The organism is Aeromonas sp. 600527, assembly GCF_049175415.1.
GTDB classification, from domain to species: domain Bacteria; phylum Pseudomonadota; class Gammaproteobacteria; order Enterobacterales; family Aeromonadaceae; genus Aeromonas; species Aeromonas veronii_A.
In genome coordinates this window covers 139,877-160,507 of the sequence record NZ_JAAKVA010000009.1, presented here as the reverse complement: position 1 = coordinate 160,507, position 20,631 = coordinate 139,877, and the positions used below count along the sequence as shown (strand labels likewise).

General features: G+C 53.2%; 17 protein-coding genes. 9 read left to right on the top strand and 8 right to left on the bottom strand.

Features of this window, described 5'->3' with window-relative positions; translation table 11 throughout:
• The first annotated feature begins 246 nt into the window (after window positions 1–246).
• Complete coding sequence (gene tcdA, locus G5154_RS13185; RefSeq protein WP_421251002.1) at window positions 247–1,083, top strand: tRNA cyclic N6-threonylcarbamoyladenosine(37) synthase TcdA; 837 nt, start codon at window positions 247–249, stop codon at window positions 1,081–1,083.
• Between the two features lie 21 nt (window positions 1,084–1,104).
• Here tcdA and G5154_RS13180 read toward each other — a convergent pair whose 3' ends face one another.
• Both G5154_RS13180 and G5154_RS13175 read right to left on the bottom strand, forming a co-directional pair.
• Window positions 1,105–1,539 carry a SufE family protein gene (locus G5154_RS13180; RefSeq protein WP_179902894.1) on the bottom strand — a complete coding sequence of 145 codons (435 nt, stop codon included), beginning with the start codon at window positions 1,537–1,539 and terminating at the stop codon, window positions 1,105–1,107.
• A 13-nt stretch (window positions 1,540–1,552) separates the two neighbouring features.
• Window positions 1,553–2,773 (bottom strand): aminotransferase class V-fold PLP-dependent enzyme, encoded by a 1,221-nt coding sequence (locus tag G5154_RS13175; RefSeq protein ID WP_421251003.1) that lies wholly within the window; start codon window positions 2,771–2,773, stop codon window positions 1,553–1,555.
• Between the two features lie 181 nt (window positions 2,774–2,954).
• Here G5154_RS13175 and rep point away from each other — a divergent pair, with 181 nt between their 5' ends.
• Window positions 2,955–4,967, top strand: coding sequence for a DNA helicase Rep (gene rep / locus G5154_RS13170; RefSeq protein WP_042059755.1), 2,013 nt, complete (start codon window positions 2,955–2,957; stop codon window positions 4,965–4,967).
• Window positions 4,968–4,969: 2 nt separating this feature from the next.
• Here rep and G5154_RS13165 read toward each other — a convergent pair whose 3' ends face one another.
• From G5154_RS13165 to G5154_RS13145, 5 genes are all read right to left on the bottom strand, one after another.
• Window positions 4,970–7,246 carry a putative bifunctional diguanylate cyclase/phosphodiesterase gene (locus G5154_RS13165; protein WP_421251004.1) on the bottom strand — a complete coding sequence of 759 codons (2,277 nt, stop codon included), beginning with the start codon at window positions 7,244–7,246 and terminating at the stop codon, window positions 4,970–4,972.
• Window positions 7,247–7,330: 84 nt separating this feature from the next.
• Window positions 7,331–7,786: a c-type cytochrome gene (locus G5154_RS13160; RefSeq protein WP_058056430.1), complete on the bottom strand. Its 456-nt coding sequence runs from the start codon at window positions 7,784–7,786 to the stop codon at window positions 7,331–7,333.
• Window positions 7,787–7,983: 197 nt separating this feature from the next.
• Window positions 7,984–9,012 carry an L-threonine 3-dehydrogenase gene (gene tdh / locus G5154_RS13155; RefSeq protein WP_005340852.1) on the bottom strand — a complete coding sequence of 343 codons (1,029 nt, stop codon included), beginning with the start codon at window positions 9,010–9,012 and terminating at the stop codon, window positions 7,984–7,986.
• A 55-nt stretch (window positions 9,013–9,067) separates the two neighbouring features.
• Window positions 9,068–10,258, bottom strand: a complete 1,191-nt coding sequence (locus G5154_RS13150) for a glycine C-acetyltransferase (protein ID WP_421251005.1) — start codon at window positions 10,256–10,258, stop codon at window positions 9,068–9,070.
• A gap of 115 nt (window positions 10,259–10,373) precedes the next feature.
• A complete protein-coding gene (locus tag G5154_RS13145; RefSeq protein WP_005340848.1) occupies window positions 10,374–11,018 on the bottom strand; it encodes a TetR/AcrR family transcriptional regulator in 645 nt (214 codons plus the stop codon).
• A 158-nt stretch (window positions 11,019–11,176) separates the two neighbouring features.
• On the opposite strand from G5154_RS13145, the gene rfaD reads away from it, so the two are divergent.
• The 6 genes from rfaD (at window position 11,177) to G5154_RS13115 (ending at window position 18,098) form a co-directional block, all read left to right on the top strand.
• Window positions 11,177–12,136 carry an ADP-glyceromanno-heptose 6-epimerase gene (gene rfaD / locus G5154_RS13140; RefSeq protein WP_021230709.1) on the top strand — a complete coding sequence of 320 codons (960 nt, stop codon included), beginning with the start codon at window positions 11,177–11,179 and terminating at the stop codon, window positions 12,134–12,136.
• A 64-nt stretch (window positions 12,137–12,200) separates the two neighbouring features.
• The gene (locus tag G5154_RS13135; protein ID WP_421251006.1) at window positions 12,201–13,385 is read left to right on the top strand and encodes a glycosyltransferase; all 1,185 of its coding nucleotides are present in this window, start codon (window positions 12,201–12,203) and stop codon (window positions 13,383–13,385) included.
• Window positions 13,382–15,142 carry a polysaccharide deacetylase family protein gene (locus G5154_RS13130; RefSeq protein ID WP_421251007.1) on the top strand — a complete coding sequence of 587 codons (1,761 nt, stop codon included), beginning with the start codon at window positions 13,382–13,384 and terminating at the stop codon, window positions 15,140–15,142. Before G5154_RS13135 ends, G5154_RS13130 begins: the two co-directional genes overlap by 4 nt.
• Before the next feature lie 3 nt (window positions 15,143–15,145).
• Window positions 15,146–16,351, top strand: coding sequence for an O-antigen ligase family protein (locus G5154_RS13125; protein ID WP_411241689.1), 1,206 nt, complete (start codon window positions 15,146–15,148; stop codon window positions 16,349–16,351).
• The gene (locus G5154_RS13120; protein ID WP_216979751.1) at window positions 16,348–17,016 is read left to right on the top strand and encodes a glycosyltransferase family 25 protein; all 669 of its coding nucleotides are present in this window, start codon (window positions 16,348–16,350) and stop codon (window positions 17,014–17,016) included. Before G5154_RS13125 ends, G5154_RS13120 begins: the two co-directional genes overlap by 4 nt.
• A gap of 8 nt (window positions 17,017–17,024) precedes the next feature.
• The gene (locus G5154_RS13115) at window positions 17,025–18,098 is read left to right on the top strand and encodes a glycosyltransferase family 9 protein (RefSeq protein ID WP_216979750.1); all 1,074 of its coding nucleotides are present in this window, start codon (window positions 17,025–17,027) and stop codon (window positions 18,096–18,098) included.
• A gap of 27 nt (window positions 18,099–18,125) precedes the next feature.
• Here the strand turns inward: G5154_RS13115 and G5154_RS13110 are convergent, their stop codons facing one another.
• Entirely contained in the window at window positions 18,126–19,187 is a 1,062-nt protein-coding gene (locus tag G5154_RS13110; protein ID WP_421251008.1) for a glycosyltransferase, read from the bottom strand.
• Between the two features lie 236 nt (window positions 19,188–19,423).
• Here G5154_RS13110 and G5154_RS13105 point away from each other — a divergent pair, with 236 nt between their 5' ends.
• Complete coding sequence (locus G5154_RS13105; protein WP_421251052.1) at window positions 19,424–20,623, top strand: 3-deoxy-D-manno-octulosonic acid transferase; 1,200 nt, start codon at window positions 19,424–19,426, stop codon at window positions 20,621–20,623.
• The last annotated feature ends 8 nt before the right edge of the window (window positions 20,624–20,631 follow it).

The window sequence follows — 20,631 nt, the reverse complement described above, 5'->3', positions numbered from 1 at the left end:
TAGCGCCGATGGTAGTGTGGCATTCGCCATGCGAGAGTAGGACACTGCCAGGCACCCAATACAAGAAACCCCGCTCAATGAGCGGGGTTTTTTATTAGCTACAACTCAGAAAATCGTCTAATAATTGACCTTTATTCTCTCTTCTCTGCCATTGTCTCTGTTTGTCCTTCCCGATTTTCTCCGGTTCTGCCATCGCCGCTGGCGTTGGTTGTCGTTATAATGGCCGCCCTCAAGCAAGGTGGTGGTATGAAAGCAGAATATCTACAGCGATTCGGGGGCATTGCCCGTCTTTATGGTCAGAACGCACTGCGTTCCTTTAGCCAGGCCAAGGTCTGTGTTGTGGGGATCGGTGGCGTAGGCTCCTGGGTGGCGGAGGCGCTGGCCCGTGCCGGTATCAACCAGATCACCCTGATCGACATGGACGATATCTGCATCACCAACACCAATCGTCAGATCCACGCCATGCAGGGGACGGTTGGTCGCCTCAAGACAGAAGTGATGGCCGAGCGCATTCGCACCATCAATCCGGATTGCGATGTGATCGAGGTGGACGATTTCATCACTGCCGATAACCTGGCTGAGCATATCAAGCGGGAGTTTGACTATGTGGTGGACGCCATTGACTCGGTCAAAGCCAAGGTGGCGCTGATTGCCTTCTGCAAGCGCAACAAGATTCCGGTGATTGTAGCGGGTGGTGCTGGCGGGCAGATGGACCCGACCCAAATCACAGTGGCGGATCTGGCCAAGACCATTCAGGATCCGTTGGCCGCCAAGGTGCGCTCCGACCTGCGCCGGTTGCACAACTTCAGCAAGAATCCTGCACGCAAATTCGGAGTGGAGTGTGTCTTCTCAACCGAGCAGCTGAGCTATCCGGATGGCAATGGCGGTACCTGTCAGGCCAAAGCGGCCAGCGATGGCACCATGAAGATGGATTGCGCTTCCGGTTTTGGCGCTGTGACGCCAGTGACGGCAACCTTCGGGCTGGTTGCCGCGTCCCGGGTATTGAAGAAGATTGCCGAGCGGGGCGCCCGAGCCGAGAAAGAAGCCGGGAATGAAAACGCCGGGTCGATTGGTGAAGCCTAATCGACCTCTGCACAAGGCGGGTTAGACCGCTTGTTCCCGGATCGCCAGTACGATCGCTCTGAGCCCGTTACCTCGTGACGGGCTCAAGTGTTTCTCAAGCCCCAGTTCGCTGAAATAGCCTTCCATATCAAAAACCTGGATCGCCGCAGACGATTGGTGGTTGAGCGCCGCCAGCACGATGACGATAAGGCCCCGAACGATGCGGGCATCGGAATCACAGGCAAAGTGCCAGCAACCATCTTCGCTTTGTTCCCCCTTCAGCCAGGCCAGGCTTTCACACCCCTTGAGGCGGAACTCCTCCTGCTGCCATTCGCTGGGTAGCACCGGCAACTGCTTGCCGAGCTGGATGATGAGCCGGTACTGGTTCTCCCAGCCGTGAGCGGCGGCAAACTGCTGGCGGATGGTGTCGGCGTTGGGCTCAAGGCCAATCTGGGTATATCTTGCGAGGTCACTCATTCGGTTGTCTGCCTTAGAAGAAGTCACTGAGTTTGTGCAGGGCGGCCAGCAGGGTATCGACATCGTCCCGATTGTTGTAGCAGGCCAGCGAGGCGCGCATGGTGCCGCCGATCCCGAGGGATTCCATCAGTGGCATGGCGCAGTGATGGCCGACTCGCAGGGCGATCCCCTGCATATCGAGCAGGGTAGCAGCATCTTGCGGGTGGATGTCGTCGAGCAAGAAAGAGACCGCACCGGCGCGTTTGCCGGGTTCGCCGATCAGACGCAGCCCCGGCACCTGTTGCAGACCAGCGGCCAGATAGTCGGTCAGTGCCTGCTCATGTTGGGCGAGCCATTCCCTATCTTGCCCCATCACAAAGTCGATGGCGGCGGCGAGGCCGATAGCGCCAGCGATATGGGGGGTGCCCGCCTCGAATTTGAAAGGCAGGGTATTGAAGGTAGTGCCGCTGAAACTGACCCGATCGATCATCTCGCCACCTGCTTGCCAAGGCGGCATCCGCTCCAATAGCTCGGTGCGGCCCCACAACACACCGATGCCGGTCGGGCCATAGAGCTTGTGGCCGGAGAAGGCGTAGAAGTCGCAACCGATGGCTTGCACATCCACCTCGAGATGAGCCACTGCCTGGGCGCCGTCGATTAGCGTCACGGCGCCAACCGTTTTGGCGGCAGCCACTATCTCTTTGACCGGATTGACTGTACCGAGGGCATTGGAGACGTGAGCTACGCTCACCAGTCGGGTGCGTGGCCCCAGCATGGCGTGATAGGCGGCCAGATCGAGATCGCCTCGCTCATCGAGCGTGATAACCCGGATCTCCGCCCCGGTGCGCTGGGCGACCAGTTGCCACGGGACGATATTGGCGTGGTGCTCCAGCGTACTGAGGATGATTTCATCCCCCGTCTTGAGCTCGCTCATCCCCCAGCTCTGGGCAACCAAGTTGATCGCTTCCGTGGTGCCGCGGGTCCAGATCACCTCGCGAGAGTAAGGCGCATTGATAAAGCGGGCGACCGTCTCGCGGGCTGTTTCGAAGGCCCGGGTCGCGCGGCCACTCAGGGCGTGGGCGGCGCGGTGCACGTTGGCGTTGTCGGCCCCATAGTAGTGAGCGATGGCATCCAGTACCGCTTGCGGCTTCTGGGTGGTGGCGGCGTTGTCCAGATAGACCAGAGGGTGGCCGTTCACCTCCTGCGCCAAGGCCGGAAACTGGCTGCGCAGTTGGTCGTGCTGTTGCTGATTCATGCTCCCCTCATCATCCGGAAAAAGTCATCATCTCGAAAGGTCGGCCATGATCCTGAAAATAGCGCCCGAACACAAGGTGCGATAAGCCCGATGAGCGGCTGCCTGCTGTGCAGCAGGTACGGCTCATCGGGTGATTTCTGGTACAATGCCGCCCCTCATCATAAGCCAAGAGATCCGGCCCATGAAGCTCAACCCCAATCAGAACGAAGCGGTCAAGTATGTTTCCGGCCCTTGCCTGGTGCTGGCGGGTGCCGGATCGGGCAAGACCCGCGTCATCACCAACAAGATTGCCTATCTGGTGCAGCAGTGCGGCTACAACGCTCGCAACATCGCCGCAGTTACCTTTACCAACAAGGCGGCACGGGAGATGAAGGAGCGGGTTGGCCAGACTTTGGGTCGCAAGGAAGCGCGGGGGCTGATGGTCTCCACCTTCCATACACTGGGTCTCGATATCATTCGTCGGGAGCACAAGAGCCTGAATCTCAAGGCGAACTTCTCCCTGTTCGACGACACCGACCAGCTGGCGCTGCTGAAAGAATTGACTGAAGACGAGCTCGACAACGACAAGGACAAGCTCTCGGCACTGATCAGCCAAATCTCCAACTGGAAGAACGACCTCATCCTGCCAGCCCGCGCCATGCGCATCGCCCGTGGGCCGGAAGAGGTGCTGATGGCTCAGCTCTACGAGCGCTATCACCGCCAGATGGTGGCCTATAACGCGCTGGATTTTGACGACCTCATCGTGATGCCGACCCTGCTGCTCAAGAGCAATCAGGAGGTGCGTGAGCGCTGGCAGAACAAGATCCGCTATCTGCTGGTCGATGAGTACCAAGACACCAACACCAGCCAGTACGAGCTGGTGAAGCAGATCGTCGGCGAGCGTGCCCGTTTTACCGTGGTAGGGGATGATGACCAGTCCATCTACTCCTGGCGCGGTGCCAAGCCGCAGAATCTGGTTCTGCTGAGTGAAGATTTCCCCAGCCTCAAGCTGATCAAGCTGGAGCAGAACTACCGCTCCAAGCGGCGGATCCTCAAGTGCGCCAACATCCTGATCGCCAACAACCCGCACGTCTATGACAAGGCGCTCTTCTCCGAGTTGGATGAAGGGGTGAAGCTCAAGGTGCTGTTCGCCAAGAACGAGGAGCACGAGGCGGAGCGGATTGCTGCCGAGATGATGGGCCACAAGTTTATGAACCGCACCCGGTTCAAGGATTACGCCATCCTCTATCGGGGCAACCATCAGTCGCGCATCTTCGAGAAGGCGTTGATGACCAACCGGATTCCTTACCGTATCTCCGGCGGCACCTCATTTTTCTCCCGCACCGAGATCAAGGACATCATGGCCTACCTCAAGCTGCTGGTGAATCCGGATGAGGACACAGCCTTCCTGCGGGTGGTCAACCTGCCGCGCCGCGAGATTGGCCCCACTACCCTCGAAAAGCTCGGCCAATACGCCAATCAGCGGGGCAAGAGCCTGTTTGCCGCCAGCTTCGAGCTGGGGCTGGAGCAGCACCTCTCTGGCCGTGGCCTCACTGCATTACAGGCCTTTACCAACTGGCTGGTTCGCCTTGGCGATCAAGCGCTGCGGGGCAATCCGGTGGAGGCGGTGCGGGACATGATCAAGGAGATCCACTACGAAGAGTGGCTATACGAGACCTCCCCCAGCCCGAAAGCGGCCGAAATGCGGATGCAGAACGTCTCCACCCTCTATCGCTGGATCACCGAGATGCTGGAAGGGGATGAGCTGGAGGAGTCGATGACGTTGGCTCAGGTGGTCACTCGACTCACCCTGCGCGATATGATGGAGCGCAATGAGGGGGAAGACGATGCCGATCAGGTGCAGTTGATGACCTTGCATGCCTCCAAGGGGCTGGAGTTCCCCTATGTCTACATGGTGGGGATGGAGGAGGGTTTGTTGCCTCACCAGACCAGTATCGACGAGGATAACGTGGAGGAGGAGCGGCGTCTCGCCTACGTGGGTATCACTCGTGCTCAGACCGAGCTTACCTTCACCCTCTGCAAGGAGCGACGCCAGTTTGGCGAGTCGGTACGGCCAGAGCCGAGCCGCTTCCTGCTGGAGCTGCCGCAGGACGATCTGGAGTGGGAAAACCAGAGGAAGGTGACTGCCGAGGAGCGCCAGCAGAAGGGGCAGGTCGGTGTTGCCAACCTGCGGGCGCTGTTCAAGAAGGATTAACGTTAAGGATTGGCCGGGGTAAGCAGCGGCACTATGTCTGCTCCCGGCATCGGGGGAGAGATATAGCGCCCTTGCCCCATCCGGCAGCCAATATCGATTAGCTTCTGCAACTGCTGCTGGTTCTCGATCCCCTCGACTACAAGGGTGTAATCGAGATCCTGACAGATATCCCGCATGGCGCGGATCAGAGCCAAATCTTTGGGCGATTGCAGCATCCGCTGGGTAAAGCTGTCATCCACCTTGATGTAATCTACCGGGAAGTGGAACAGGGCGTTGAGGGAGGAGAAGCCGGTACCAAAGTCGTCCAGGCTGATCTGAATGCCCTTGGCACGCAGTTCATGCAGGGAGGCTAGCGCATCGGAATCCTGGCGTGATAGCTCCCGTTCATTGAATTCAAAGATCAGATAGCCAGGTGCTATCCCTTCCTCATCGATAATGTCCACCAACCGCATGATGTGTTCATGGTTGACCAGATGTTTGCCGGAGAGGTTGATGGCGACCTTGAACTTGCTCTGGCCCGAGATTGGCAGCCACACTTTCAGTTGCTGGCAGGTGTGGCGCAGGATCTGATAATCCAGCTCCAGAATAAGGCCACACTGTTCCGCCAGCGGAATAAAGTCGAATGCATCCTTGAGAATGCCCTCTTCGGTCAGCCAGCGCGCCATTACCTCCAGCCCGGTCAGACGGCTATCCTGTAGCCTGATAACTGGCTGGTAGTAGGGGACGATGCGTCCTTCCCGCAGAGCCCGAGCCAGCATCTCTTCCGGCGAGTTCCAGTTTTGATGAACACAATCCTCTGAATAGCTGACGATGCGGCTACGGCCATTACGTTTGGCCTGGTACATGGCCAGATCGGCCTGATGGAGCAACTGGCTGATATCCGATGTCTGTTCGGACACACTCGATACCCCCAGGCTGACGGTAATACTCAGCTCATTGCCGAGCAGCCGGAACGGATAGGAGAGACGGCTGATGATACGGTTGAGCACCGGGCTGATGTCATCTTCATGTTTGCTGCTATCAAGATAAATAACGAACTCGTCGCCCCCCAATCTGGCCACCATATCGTTTTGCCGGATGCAGGTCTGCAGGCGGCGGCTCACCTCTTTGAGCAGTTGATCGCCGGCACTGTGGCCCAGGGTGTCATTAATCTGCTTGAAGTGATCCACATCGATGAAGATCACTGCAAATCCCGGCGACTTGTAGCGGTTGTAGTGGGTCATGGCTTGATTAAGGTGGTTCATCAGCAGTGCCCGATTCGGTAGCTGGGTCAACGGATCATGCAGGGCATCAAATTGCAGCCTGCGCTCCAGCTCCTGATGCTGCTTGAGCTGCTTTTGCAGCCGAAGATTGGTCTGGCGTAGTTGCTGCAAGCGCTGGTTGATGGAGTCTTCACTATTGATGTCGTTGAGCTGCTGGCGGATCCGCCTCAGCTCCAGCAGCAGGGTCAGCTGACCACGCAGGAAGTCGAGAAAGAGCTTGTCGTCTGTCTCCAGCGGTTGCGCTGTGCTGATGATGAAGTGGGCGAAGTACTGTTGTTGCAGCCGTAGCGGCATGCTGTACCAGTAGATCGCCTCTCTGTTCACCTCGATATTGCTGGTGCTGTGGCACAAACTGCTGATGAATTCATCGCTTTGGCGAGGATGTACTGGATAGGTCTTCTCAAGAGCATGGCTGTGGACCCTGACTAGCAGCATATCCTCGATGGCAAGCATCTGGCGCAGCACAGCCTCCAGCTGGGAGAAGAGCGCCTGACCGGGCAAGGTGTTGGCGAGCCGCATGATGCGGCTGATGCTTTCAATTTTCTTTTTCCAGTTCGGGTCTTTGCGGATCAGGGGTGAAGGCAACTCGGTGAGATGGGAGCCCGCCTGGGTTTCGGTCAGCCGCTTGGAGAGACACTCCAGTAGCAGGCGCAGGGTCGGCAGGTCGGCTGGGGTACCGCGCGCCAGCAGCCACTGTATCTGACCATGCTCGATGGGGAAGACGCACCAACCTTCGGCTTCGTCCAACTGGGTGAGCTGATCGGTGATGCGGGACTGCTCCCGGCCCAGCTGTTGCTTGAAGATATCACTGACTTTGTAGGCGTAAAGCCAGTTAAGGCCGGTATCGGAGAGTCCCAGCATGCCGAAATGTTGTAGCGGGCAGAGTTGGTCAATCTGCTGGATCAGGGCATCGTAATCGTCAGATGTGGCGGTTTGTGGCGCCGGGAAGTCCATAATGGCAGAGACCAACGCCAACAGAGGAGTTGAGTAGTGGGGTTCGATGGATTGGGCCGACATGTGCAACTCCCGATATGTCTACCTTACAAGAGTAGTCGGAAGCCGATAGATTGAAAGGGCCGCAATTGCGGCCCTTTCAAATACTTACAGCTTGTCGATCATGTAGTGGATGGCGTTTTCAATCTCTTCATCACTACAGTTCGCACAGGTGCCGCGCGGAGGCATCATGCCGGACTTGCCGGTAAAGCCTTCAATGGCATGTTTCTTGAGAGTATCAATGCCCTGGGCGATGCGAGGATCCCAGGCTGCCTTGTCACCCCGTTTGGGGGCACCAGCGGCGCCGGTGTCGTGACAGGCAAAGCAGGCGCCCTTGTATACCGTTTCGCCATCGCGGGGACCGGAAGAGGCGGTCGCCGCCGGTGCAGCACTCGCGCCGGCAATACCTTCCAGATCCTTGGCGGTATAGACCTGACCGATTGGTTTGATCCGCTCGGCAATGGCCTCCGGTGACATCTCATCGGCAGCAAGCACTGCCCCAGACAAGCTGGCGGCCGTCATCCCGACAGCCAGCAAATAGCTCAGTTTTTTCAACACGCTCATATACTCCCAGCAGTCTTTTATTATCCATGTAAACGACGGGATTATAACCGAATAGTTACAGCCATTTAAACGCTTGTGTGTGAAGTGTTAAACACTCTGCGTACAAAGTTTTGGCTGATATCACGGCAATTTGGGTGGTGGAGATAAAAAGAAACCCGGCATTCGCCGGGTTTCGGGTAACCAAGGGGTGAAACGGCCTATTTATCCCAGCTCAGGATCACCTTGCCGGAGTGGCCGGAGCGCATCGCATCGAACCCTTGCTGGAATTCGTCGATGTGGAATCTGTGGGTGATGATGGGGGAGAGATCCAGCCCGGACTGGATCAGGCTGGCCATCTTGTACCAGGTCTCGAACATCTCGCGGCCATAGATCCCTTTGATAAACAGCCCCTTGAAGATCACCTTGTTCCAGTCGATGGCCATGGTAGAGGGGGGGATGCCAAGCATGGCGATCTTGCCGCCGTGGTTCATCTTGTCGAGCATCTCCTGGAAGGCGCTCGGGACGCCGGACATCTCCAGCCCCACGTCGAAGCCTTCGGTCATGCCCAGCTCGCTCATCACGTCGGCCAGCTTCTCCTTGGCCACGTTGACCGCGCGGGTGGCGCCCATCTTGCGGGCCAGCTCCAGCCGGTATTCGTTAACATCGGTGATCACCACGTGGCGCGCACCCACATGGCGGCAGACGGCGGCAGCCATGATGCCGATAGGACCCGCCCCGGTGATGAGCACATCTTCACCCACCAGATCGAAGGAGAGGGCGGTGTGCACCGCATTGCCGAACGGGTCGAAGATGGCGGCCAGCTCGTCCGGGATGTTGTCCGGCAGCTTGAAGGCGTTGAATGCGGGGATCACCAGATACTCGGCAAAGGCGCCCGGGCGGTTGACGCCAACACCAATGGTGTTGCGGCAGAGGTGAGTGCGGCCAGCGCGGCAGTTACGGCAGTGACCGCAGGTGATATGCCCTTCACCGGAGACCCGATCGCCGATGGCGAAGCCGCGCACCTCCTGACCGATAGCGACCACTTCCCCAACATATTCGTGGCCGACCACCATGGGTACCGGAATGGTCTTCTGGGACCACTCGTCCCAGTTGTAAATGTGGATATCGGTGCCGCAGATGGCGGTTTTGCGGATCTTGATCAGCAGGTCGTTGTGGCCGAGCTCGGGGGCCGGCACATCCGTCATCCAGATGCCGACCTCTTTGTGCAGTTTGGAGAGTGCTTTCATGGCTGTTCCTTCAATATGAATGCAGAAAAAAGGGGCTGCAGCCCCTTGATTCAAATCAGATAACGCCGAGTTCACGGCCGATGCGGATAAAGGCGTCGATCGCCTTGTCCAGCTGCTCGCGGGTGTGAGCGGCAGACATCTGGGTGCGAATGCGGGCCTGACCCTTGGGCACTACAGGGAAGGAGAAGCCCACCACATAGATGCCGGCTGCCAGCATGCGGCTTGCCATTTCGGAGGCCAGTTTGGCATCCCCCAGCATCACCGGAATGATGGCGTGGTCGGCACCGGCCAGGGTAAAGCCGGCGGCGCTCATTCGCTCGCGGAAGTAACGGCTGTTCTCTTTCAGACGTGCGCGCAGGTCGTGACCTTCCGCCAGCATGTCGATCACCTTGATAGTGGCGGCAACGATGGAGGGGGCCAGCGAGTTGGAGAAGAGGTACGGGCGGGAGCGCTGACGCAGCCAGTCGATCACCTCTTTCTTGCCGGAGGTATAGCCGCCGGACGCGCCGCCGAGCGCCTTGCCCAGAGTGCCGGTGATGATGTCGACCCGATCCATCACGCCGCAATATTCGTGGGTGCCACGACCGTTTTCGCCGATAAAGCCGACGGCGTGGGAGTCATCCACCATCACCAGCGCATCGTATTTGTCTGCCAGATCGCAGATGGATTTGAGGTCGGCGATGACGCCATCCATGGAGAAGACACCGTCGGTGGCGATTAGCTTGAAGCGGGCGCCATCGGCGTCAGCCTGCTTGAGCTGGGCTTCCAGCTCGGCCATGTCGTTGTTGGCGTAGCGATAACGCTTGGCCTTGCACAGCCGCACGCCGTCGATGATGGAGGCGTGGTTGAGGGCATCGGAGATGATGGCATCCTCGGCGCCGAACAGGGTCTCGAACAGACCGCCATTGGCATCGAAACAGGAGGAGTAGAGGATGGTATCTTCGGTGCCGAGGAAGGCAGACATCTTCTTCTCCAGCGCTTTGTGCTGGTCCTGGGTGCCGCAGATGAAGCGCACCGAGGCCATGCCGAAGCCGTGGCTGTCGAGTCCCTGATGGGCGGCAGCGATCAGATCCGGGTGGTTGGCCAGCCCAAGATAGTTGTTGGCACAGAAGTTCAGTACCTGCTCACCGCCGACGGCGATGCTGGCCTGTTGGGCGGAGGTGATGATGCGCTCCTGCTTGTACAACCCTTCAGCTTGCACCTGGTTCAGTTGCTCGGTCAGGTGACTATAGAATCCGTTAGACATCCTCGATCCTTATTGGCTATTTCAGCTGCGTATCAACAGAGGGCGACATTTTACTGCAATCTGTTGCGGTAAATTCAAATGATTGTGCTGATATTCAACAAATGTGAAACAGATCTCACCCAGCTGGTTGGGCCAGCTGACGGTAGTGTTGTTCCAGCTGCTGGATCTGTCCGGCAACCTGGGGCTGCACATAAGGGCGCAGCAGGAATAGCACCTTCAACACGCCCTGATAGAGCAGCGGCTTGGTGATGCGGGTGTTGGGGGCCTGGGCAATCTGGAACGGGATCCAGCAGGTCACCACCATCTTGATGGTCTGGCCCAAATCCGGCAGGTCTTCATCGCTGACATCGATAATGCCCCCTTCGCGCAGGCTTCTGAGCAGGGCGACCACGGAGGAGCGCATCTGCTCCTGGGCCTTGAGGTATTTCTGCTGCAGCGGTTCGTCACGGCTCAGGATGTCCGGCAGGTTGGCGTAGAAGAAGCGGAACTGCCACATCAGATAGAAGATGGCATCCAGATAGCCCATCAGATCCTGCAGGGTGATTTCACGGTTGCGGGTCGGCACGAAGCTCTCGCTCAGGTGACGGGCATACTGGTCGAAGATGGAGTGGATGATGTCTTCTTTATTGCGGAAGTGGTAGTAGAGGTTGCCCGGGCTGATGCCCATGTGCGCCGCAATATGGTTGGTGGTGATGTTGCGTTCACCCTGATCGTTGAACAGCTCGGTCGCGCTGTGAATGATCCTGTCTCTGGTTTTCATCACTCATTCCTCCAACAGGTTCCGCTCGGGGCAGTTTTGAACAAGGTCGAATCCCCGGACGGCCCGTGATAAACTTTTCGGCAATTTCAAATTGGCTCACTATACACAGCTTTAACAAGCAGTCACATGTAGCCATCAACGTACGAGAGGCAAACTCCATGATCGTAGTAACTGGCGGTGCTGGCTTTATCGGCAGCAATCTGGTCAAGCAGCTGAACGCTCAAGGACGGACCGATATCGTGGTCATTGATGACCTGACCGACGGCACCAAGTTCGTCAACCTGGTCGATCTGACCATCGCTGACTACATGGACAAAGACGAGTTTCAGGCTCGGATCGTCTCTGGTGACGAGTTTGAAGAGTGGGACAACGGCATCGAGGTGATCTTCCACGAAGGCGCCTGCTCTGCTACCACCGAATGGAACGGCAAGTTCATCATGGAGGTCAACTACGAGTACTCCAAGGATCTGTTCCACTACTGCATCGAGCGTGAAATCCCGTTTATTTACGCCTCTTCTGCCGCGACCTACGGTGGCCGCAACGACAACTTCATCGAAGATCCCAAGTTCGAACAGCCGCTCAACGTCTACGGCTACTCCAAGCAGCTGTTTGACCAGTACGTGCGCCGCTGGATGCCGGAGATCAACTCTCAGGTCGTTGGCCTCAAGTACTTCAACGTCTACGGCCCGCGCGAGCAGCACAAAGGCTCCATGGCTTCCGTTGCCTTCCACCTCAATACCCAGGTGAAGAAGGGCGAGAATCCCAAGCTGTTCGAAGGTTGCGATGGCTTCCCGAATGGTGGTCAGATGCGTGACTTCATCTATATTGACGACGTCTGCAAGGTAAACCTCTGGTTCTGGCAGAACCCGCAACACTCCGGCATCTTCAACTGCGGTACCGGCCGTGCCGAGCCGTTCCAGAACGTGGCCGAAGCGGTGATCAAGCATCATCAGAAGGGGGCCATCGAGTACATTCCCTTCCCAGATCACCTCAAGGGCCGCTATCAGAGCTTCACCCAGGCTGACATGACCAAGCTTCGCAGCGTGGGTTATGACGCCGAGTTCAAAACCGTTGCCGAAGGGGTAGCGGATTACATGGCCTGGCTCAACCGGGCTTAATTATTCGCTCTTGCGGAATGGCCGCCAATCAGGCGGCTTTTTCATTATTTTCTATGTGGTAAGCATGAAGAAAAAAGTTTTATTTATAATGGAAACATTGGGCGGAGGAGGCGCCGAAAAGGTCCTTGTTGAAACGCTTAAGCGTTTGGATTTTAGTAAGTACGCTATAACTTTGCTTTTATTGAGGCGTGAGGGTGTATATTTATCTCAGGTCCCCAAAAATGTAACAGTAAAATTTCTGTTGCCGACCGAACCATCGGGGTGGTTTCAGCGGAAAATTTTATTTTCTATTAAAAAACGTTGGTGGAATTTTGTTGTCAATACCAAATGCTTGGCCAGTTTCATATTTAGCGAACGATATGATGTCGGTGTGGCATTTTTGGAAGGCAATAGCTCGCTGTTGTTATCCCACCTGAATGCTATTGTACGAAAAATAGCGTGGGTCCATATAGACTTGATATGTCATCAAATTCTTCCCAGGAAAGTTGAACGAAAAGTTTATAAGGAAATGGATGAGATTGTTTGTGTCTCTAAAGGTGCACAAGATGCATTATTGAATTTGTATCCTGAGGTGAAATCATATACTCATGTGGTTTATAACCCTGTTGATATCGATGGCATAATGCAGAAGAGTCATGAGCCTATTACGAGTGAAGGGAAAATAAAAGTTATTGCTATTGGACGGTTATGCAATGCCCAAAAAGGATTCGATATATTACTTTCTGCTCATAAGATAAATATTGATGCCGGAGCTAATTATCACCTTACTATTTTAGGGGAGGGTGATGATAGAGCGGGGCTCGAGTTATTTATAAAAAACAATAATATTGGTAGCAGTACAAGTTTACTTGGATTCAAAGAAAATCCATATCCATTTCTTGCTGCTAGTGATCTATTTGTCATGTCTTCATACTATGAGGGTTATCCAGTTGTACTCGTTGAGGCGATGGCGTTGGGAAAGGCCATTGTGTCAACAGATTGTACTGGACCTAATGAAGCTCTTGATGGTGGAAAATATGGTGTTCTTGTTCCTGTCGGGGATGAACATGCGCTGGCATTGGCAATACGCCAAATGGTTGAAAATAAAAAGATGCTATCAACATATAGTTCCTTATCGAAGGAGCGAGCCAAGATTTTCAATCTGCGGGAGAGTATGAGACAGATCGAGCAGTTATTGGATGGTGAGAGCAAACACTCTTCCCATTGTGTGATATGTTCGGGTATTTTTGGCGGAGGGCGCACAGGATGAATGTATTGATGGCACTCTCCCAGCTCGAGGTAACGGGAGCTGAGGTCTATGCCACTACGGTCGGTAACGAACTGACTCGGCGTGGTCACAATGTTTTTTACGTTTCAGACACCCTGACCAAACCGACTCTTGGCCCCGTCTTCACGCTGAGATTCAACAAACGCAGCATTCTGCGACGCTTCTGGCACGTCTTTTACCTTATATACCTCATCAAGAAACACCATATTCAGTTGGTGCATGCTCACTCCCGCGCCTCCGGCTGGAGCAGTTATGTGGCTTGCAAGTTGACTGGCACCCCGATGATTACCACGGTGCATGGTCGCCAGCCGGTGCACGCTTCGCGTAAAGCCTTCCATGCCCTCGGCTATCGAGCGGTTGCCGTTTGTGAGGATATTGCCCATCAGATAGTCGACAATCTGGGGGTCGATCCCGCGATCGTGCAGGTGCTGCGCAACGGTATCGAAACCGACAAATTCCAGCCTGTGCCTGCGCCGGACAACCCAAAGCCGGTGATCGCCATCATTGGGCGCCTGAGCGGCCCCAAAGGGGAGCTCTGTTACCGCCTGCTCGACGAAGTGCTTGATCTGGATGCCTGTCGGGTGCGGATTGTCAGCGGTACCAAGGTGCCGGAGCGCTTTGCCCGTTTCGAAGGTCGCGCCGAGTTTGTCGGTTATGTCGATGATGTGCCCGCTCTGCTGGCGAGTTGCGATCTGGTGATTGGTGCCGGTCGGGTGGCGATGGAAGCACTGCTCTGTGGTCGGCCCGCCTTTGCCATTGGTGAAGCCAGGGCAATCGGTCTGGTGACTGAACAGAATCTGGATGAAGCGCTGGCTAGCAACTTCGGCGACATTGGACCCAAGGATCTGGCCATTGATTTTGACGCCCTGAAGGGAGAAATCGAATCTGCCCTGGCCAGCAAGACGGTGCCGGAAGTCATTCGCCAACGCATTCAGGATGAGTATGGCTTGCAGGGGGTAGTATCTGGCCTCGAAACCATCTATCAGGATGCCGTAGTCGAAACCCTGCGCCGGGAGATGCCGATCATCATGTACCACCGCTTTATCGAGCAGGATAGCGAGAAAGGAGTGCACGGCACCTGGATGCCGATCGCCATGTTCGAGAAGCATCTGCGACTGATGAAGTGGCTAGGCTACGAAACCCTGACTTTCCGCGATTTGGCGGACAAAGGTTTTATCCACCGTCTGCAATACGGCAAGAAGTACCTGATGATCACTGCCGATGATGGCTATCAGGACAATCTGACCCGCATGCTGCCGCTGCTGGAAAAATATGGTTATAAAGCCGTGGTGTACGTGGTTACCGGTGAAGGCTATAACCGTTGGGATGTGGAGCATCCGACCAATCCGGATACCAAGGTTTCATTGATGAGTGGTGAGCAGGTCAAGGCGCTGGCTGCCAGCGGTCATGTGGAAATTGGTGGTCATACTCTGACTCACCCCCGTTTGAGCAAGCTCACCCCTGAACAACAAGCCCATGAAATTCAGGAGAATAAACGCCAACTGGAGGCCCTGCTTGGCCATCCGCTGCTCTCGTTTGCCTACCCTTACGGAGATATGAACGAGAGTGCCAAGGAGCAGGCTATCGCCGCCGGGTATCGTTTTGCCGTTGCTACCAATAGTGGCCCCAAAGCAATGCACCAGGACCCTTTTAAGATCCGCCGGATTGCCATCTTCCCACGTACTGATGTATTCGGGTTGTGGCGCAAGATCCGCGGGAATTATGTATTCAGGAAGTAGTCAATGTCATCTGCCATGAGCGTCTTGTTCGAACGCCTGACCACTATATTATTTTCCACAACATTAGCATTTACTTTTTGTGGTCTTTTCCTATTGCCAAATGGAAAGAGTATCCTTGCTAATTTATTGGTAATCTCGATCGTGATCGGATTCATTAATCTTATCATATGGAGAAAATGGGATATAGGGTTAAAAGATCGTCGCATATTATGGCTATTTCTTGGATATGCCGGATTCATCTTTATTAACCGTATTATACATGGTGATCAGTATGGTGTGATGCGTAGTCTGGTGTATGTCGTTTTATTTGGTTTTTTGGTTCCTAGAAAAGAAATTGTTATAAAAATCAGCCAATACGCCATCATTATTGGTGGGATTAGTATGGGGTGTATAAGCCTATGGCAGCAATATCAAGGGGCGTCGAGGGTTGATGGATTTACCAATGCAATTCTATTTTCACAGGCATCTTTGGTTATTGCTTTATTGGCTTGGGGATTATGCAAAGAGATATATCTCCCAAGATGGGAGAAAGGGGCAGCATTATTGTCTATTTTGATGGCTCTTTACAGTCTCTATGCTTCGCAGAGCCGTGGTGTTTGGCTGGCATTTATAGCCGTTATTGGGTTGATTGTGCTTATCAAATCGATAAAAAAGCCGCTCAAATATTTCATCTTTTTGATTATGTTGTTGAGTGGCAGCACTGCGTTTTACCACCACAGCAATGTGCTGCAAGCACGGGTTCAGGCCAGTATTTCTGATCTCAAGAACGCAGAGGCAGGTTCTTATGGAACCTCTTGGGGGCTGCGTTTGGTAGCCTGGCAAGGGGCGTGGCAAGGTTTTCTCTCCGCTCCCATTTTTGGGGTGGGTACGGATGGGTTTGATGCCATAAAAAAATCATTAGTCGCATCTGGAGTTAGCTCTCCTTTATTACTACATCCGTCTTTAGCTCATTCTCACAATCAATATATGCAAAACTTGATTATTCGTGGTGCTGTTGGTGGTGTAGCAATTTTATTATTTTTGGGACTTCCCATATGGTGGGCTGCAAAGCTCTGGGGTGTAACTTCAATTGCAGTGTTACTACCAATTTCTTTAGCCATTGATGGTTTGAGTGATGTTCCTTTTGAGCATCAAAACATATTGTTTCTCTACACATTGGGGTTATTATTTATCTGGCTCCAGAATCAAGATAATAGAGGTGTTAGATGATTCCTATTTTTGTTATTAGTTTATTGCGCAGCCATGATCGGCGCTTAGCTATTGAAAAGCAAATGGCTCACTTGGGATTATCTTTTACATTTTGGGACGCTGTAGATGGAAAACAGCTAAGCGATGCGGACCTGGCTAATGTTGATATTAATTTGGCAGAGCAACTTTGTGGCCATTCACTAAGCTTGGGGGAGGTTGGTTGTGCACTAAGCCATATTAAATTATATGAGATGATGGTGAGTAAGAAAATCGAAAAAGCCATTATATTAGAAGATGACATATATCTTCATATGCATTTCAAAAGTATCATTGATGTGGCATTACAGAAAATGTCTTCGGATATAATATTTATCCATCATGGGAAGGCAAAGAAATGGCCTTGGACGCGAAAGCTACCTGAGGGATACCGCTTGGCAAGTTATTGTCGGCCTAGTAAAAAATCAAATAGAGGTATTATATCCACAGCTGGATATATTTTATCCTTAAATGGTGCTCGTAAACTTTTACAGCATGCTTACCCAGTTAGAATGCCTGCGGATTATCTTACTGGCCGCTTGCAGTGGAATAAATTGAGTGCGGCTGGCGTAGAACCTTGCTGTCTGGATGTAGGCCTATTTCAGTCTACTATTGATGACAGGAATTATGGTCAGCATATAGAAAAATAATGGAGGTGATGACTGTGATTAAATCCTTGCAGTTTTGGAGGGATATGCTTCGCCGTAAGCTAGGGATCCTGCTATTTGATCGTAGCCCATCGGCGACTTCGTCATCAAATGGTGTCACTGTTTTTGTCCGATGGGATGCAAAGCTTGGTGATGCAATCGTCTCCTCTTGGGTGGCACGGGAGATTAAAAATAAATTTCCAAATAGGAAGGTTTACGTTATCACAACCCCCACAATGGCCCCGCTGTTCAGAGATTTTTTTAATTTTGACTGTGTTTTTGAAATACCAAAGAGAGCTAGCTATATAGAGCTAAAAAATTTGGCCAAAGAGTTGGGTAACGTGGACTACCTCGTGCATTTTAGCCAAAAAATGAAGATGAAAGATCTTTATTTTGTTTCTAAAGTTGGCAGCAAACATGTAGCCGGGGTTGATGATGAGCTTGATTGTATTAATCTCAAGCTGGGTCAAAAAACGGCTGGGATGCACTTTTCAACAAAATTTAAGGTACTGTTGGAGCATATGGGTGTGGTTAACCCAGACACTAGCTATATTGTGCCTTATATCGAAGATTATGAAGATAGGGTCGAGTCTTGGTGGCCAAGTAATAAAACTTTGTGTTTCAATCCATATGGTAGCGGTACATCCCGTTGTTTCAGTATTGAGAAAACTATAGAGCTAGTCAACACAATGTTGGATTCATCAGACTATAATATTTGTCTATTATATCCACCGGGGCGTGAGAAGGACGTTAAATATATCATGTCTCGTGTTTGTGAGCCGACCAGGGTCGTTATTGACCATCATAGCCCATCCTTGGCTGCGCTTTTTGCACAGGTAAGGCATTGTGCCGGCATGGTGTCTGTAGATACAGCCACAGTGCATATAGCAACAGGTTTGAATAAACCGGTTCTTGGTATTTACAATGAAAATTTTGGGATGCCAGAAAATGTAGAGTGGCATCCAAACAATCCTCGCTCAAGTATTATCTATGCAGAAACAAAGTCCGGACAACAAGATGTGAATTATATAAATATTGCGGAATTTAGAGCGGTATTTGAAAAATGGTCTGCTGATTATCTCTAGAGAGTTGGGGAATACCCCAACTCTTGCTCATAGCGATATAAATTTCCTAGTTACACTTCCACTAGAAAAAAGTCGATAACTGTCTGGATTAACAATTGTTCTTTTATTATCAACAACTTTAATTGCCATAGCCAGTCCATTGATATCTTCTAGCGGTATTAGAAACTTATCAAGTGGTAACGTCAATATTTCAGCAGGTCCAGATGGACAATCTACGCTGATAACTGGTGTGTGGCAGATAAGTGCTTCAATAAGCACTGTTGGCAGCCCTTCAGCATCGGATGTCAGGATAAGTGCCTGCGCAGCTTTGATATAGGGATATGGATTCTTCTGAAAGTCGATTATCTTCACCTGGTTGGCAAGATTCATCTCCGCGATCATGGCTTCAATGTGAGGACGTCGCTCCCCTTTTCCCATCAGGACGAGTGGCGTAGCGACGCCGCTTAGCTGATATGCCTGCAAGAGGCGATCGTGGCGTTTTCGCTCTTCAAAGGTGCCGACATGGATAAAGTACTTGTCGAATGGCTTGCTGAAATGCTCATCGGCCAACGCCTGAATTTTCTCGATATCAAACGGATTGTAGATAACCTGACACGATTTTGGTGTGGCTCTTACATTGTGCAAAATGTCGTCCGCGATGCCACGAGATACGCAGATCAGTTTCTTGCCATTATAGAAACGCTTGAATTTTTCATATCCTTTGGCATTGTCTTTGGCAAAGCCGGTGACATTTCCGTGGATCCAGTAATAAATATTCAGTGTGTCAGGCAGGTGTCTGGTAATTTTGTCACATGAGCATGAGATAATTACGTCAGGCGAGATCTCTTTGACTTTTTTCAAGATCAGAGATGCTTGTATTTTTTCAATCGCCACATTGGATATGGCTTTAGTCAGCTTTGTGACAATGCCAAGATTAATCGGGTGAATGTTGTCAGGTAGCGTATGGTCTATTTTTTCCCGCAAGGTAAACAAGGTAACATCGATACCTGCATCTTTTAGCAAGGATGCGGTATTGAGCAGAACCTTTTCCGCACCACCACCATACAAGTCTTCAACAATGAATAAAAACTTTTTAACGGGTGGGGTCATAACTGCTCCGCGGGTCTCATAACTGACTGGTAAATCTACTAAAAATGTGAATCGTAAACGAGCAAAATCAGGTGGCAACTGTTAAAGTCGTTAGCAATTTTTTCAATAGGTGTGGATCAATGATTGGTCTTAGTGGGCGCTACCATAACGCATTATTCGCGGCCTGTATATTTGCCGGGCTGCTGCTCTCCTGGTTGTTTTCTGTTAATCAGCTCCTCACCGGCGACCAGACCCAGATGCTCTACAAGGGTTACCTTGGAGCCTATGAGGGGGTCTGGCTCAGCTATGGCAATGCGGCGAGTGCAGTGGGCAATGTGCCGGGCAGCTTGTCGGCATGGCTGATTGGTGGGCCGCTACTGCTGTGGGACTCACCTTACGCGCCTATGGTGCTGCTGTTGGCTATGCGGCTGGTCGGATTCCTGCTGTTTGATGCGGTGATCCGCCAGGTGTTTGATGACAGGGTGCGTTTGCTGTTTCTGGTTCTCTGCTGGCTCAACCCCTGGTTCCAATACGAGAGTCTGCTCTACAACCCCTCTTATCTGTTCCTCTTCTCGGCCATGCACTGCTGGTCTGCCTGGCATATGCGCGAGCGTGCCTCCTTCTGGCACACGATAGTGCACCTGCTGGCGATCGGTATGGCCATGCAACTGCACTACTCCTGGCCGCTGTTGGCTGTGATCTCCACTTACCTCTTCTGGCGCCGTATTCTCAAGGTGAGCTGGAGTGGGGTGGTGGTCGCTGCCCTGCTGATCGGTGCATCCCTGATCCCCTACGCCATGGAAGTGATGAACAATAGCCACATCACCCAGAACGTCGATCCCGAAGCGCGCCAGCGTTATATCGGCTGGGGTCTGGTGCATGTCTATCCGGTGCTGAAGTCGGTGATCTACTGGCTGCGTTACGGTTCCTGGCTGTTTGCCAGCAAGCTGGTCAACGACACCCAGTTCATCTGGCTGGCGGGTCATGAATATTTGCAGATGGCGGCCGTCTGGCTGTGGCGGGTGGTGATCTACGGGGTGGGCGCTGCGACCGTGTTGCTGGCGGCCAAGGCCAACTGGCAACTATGGCGCGATCTCAAGCCGCGCCTGTTGCGCAGCGACCGTGCGCCAGTGGACGGCACGAGCTGGCTCGGCCTCTATGCGCTGGCGGCTATATTGGCGGTGCTGGTGAGTGCGGCGCTCTCGCCCATCATCTTCAACTATTGGCACCTGATGCTGATATTCCCCTACGCCCTGTTCCCGATCCTGCTACTGCTGGTTAGCTGGAGCCGCAACCATCCCCAGTGGGTCGGCAAGGGGTTGCTGGCTGCCACCCTGTTCTGCACCGCGGTGAACCTTATTGCGGCGAGTGACAGCACCAAGTTCTCCTATCAGGCGGACTACAAGCAACAGGTGCAGGAGTATCTGCAGGAGATGAAGCTGCAGCCCAAGTTGTAAGTCATCAC

What these genes read in the sequence shown, in the direction of transcription:
- G5154_RS13120 (WP_216979751.1), top strand. Translation starts at nt 16,348, where the DNA reads ATGATTCCTATTTTTGTTATTAGTTTATTGCGCAGCCATGATCGGCGC.
- G5154_RS13135 (WP_421251006.1), top strand. Translation starts at nt 12,201, where the DNA reads ATGAAGAAAAAAGTTTTATTTATAATGGAAACATTGGGCGGAGGAGGC.
- G5154_RS13115 (WP_216979750.1), top strand. Translation starts at nt 17,025, where the DNA reads ATGACTGTGATTAAATCCTTGCAGTTTTGGAGGGATATGCTTCGCCGT.
- G5154_RS13110 (WP_421251008.1), bottom strand. Translation starts at nt 19,187, where the DNA reads ATGACCCCACCCGTTAAAAAGTTTTTATTCATTGTTGAAGACTTGTAT.
- G5154_RS13130 (WP_421251007.1), top strand. Translation starts at nt 13,382, where the DNA reads ATGAATGTATTGATGGCACTCTCCCAGCTCGAGGTAACGGGAGCTGAG.
- G5154_RS13165 (WP_421251004.1), bottom strand. Translation starts at nt 7,246, where the DNA reads ATGTCGGCCCAATCCATCGAACCCCACTACTCAACTCCTCTGTTGGCG.
- G5154_RS13175 (WP_421251003.1), bottom strand. Translation starts at nt 2,773, where the DNA reads ATGAATCAGCAACAGCACGACCAACTGCGCAGCCAGTTTCCGGCCTTG.
- G5154_RS13150 (WP_421251005.1), bottom strand. Translation starts at nt 10,258, where the DNA reads ATGTCTAACGGATTCTATAGTCACCTGACCGAGCAACTGAACCAGGTG.
- tdh (WP_005340852.1), bottom strand. Translation starts at nt 9,012, where the DNA reads ATGAAAGCACTCTCCAAACTGCACAAAGAGGTCGGCATCTGGATGACG.
- G5154_RS13145 (WP_005340848.1), bottom strand. Translation starts at nt 11,018, where the DNA reads ATGAAAACCAGAGACAGGATCATTCACAGCGCGACCGAGCTGTTCAAC.
- G5154_RS13105 (WP_421251052.1), top strand. Translation starts at nt 19,424, where the DNA reads ATGCTCTACAAGGGTTACCTTGGAGCCTATGAGGGGGTCTGGCTCAGC.
- rfaD (WP_021230709.1), top strand. Translation starts at nt 11,177, where the DNA reads ATGATCGTAGTAACTGGCGGTGCTGGCTTTATCGGCAGCAATCTGGTC.
- rep (WP_042059755.1), top strand. Translation starts at nt 2,955, where the DNA reads ATGAAGCTCAACCCCAATCAGAACGAAGCGGTCAAGTATGTTTCCGGC.
- G5154_RS13125 (WP_411241689.1), top strand. Translation starts at nt 15,146, where the DNA reads ATGTCATCTGCCATGAGCGTCTTGTTCGAACGCCTGACCACTATATTA.
- tcdA (WP_421251002.1), top strand. Translation starts at nt 247, where the DNA reads ATGAAAGCAGAATATCTACAGCGATTCGGGGGCATTGCCCGTCTTTAT.
- G5154_RS13180 (WP_179902894.1), bottom strand. Translation starts at nt 1,539, where the DNA reads ATGAGTGACCTCGCAAGATATACCCAGATTGGCCTTGAGCCCAACGCC.
- G5154_RS13160 (WP_058056430.1), bottom strand. Translation starts at nt 7,786, where the DNA reads ATGAGCGTGTTGAAAAAACTGAGCTATTTGCTGGCTGTCGGGATGACG.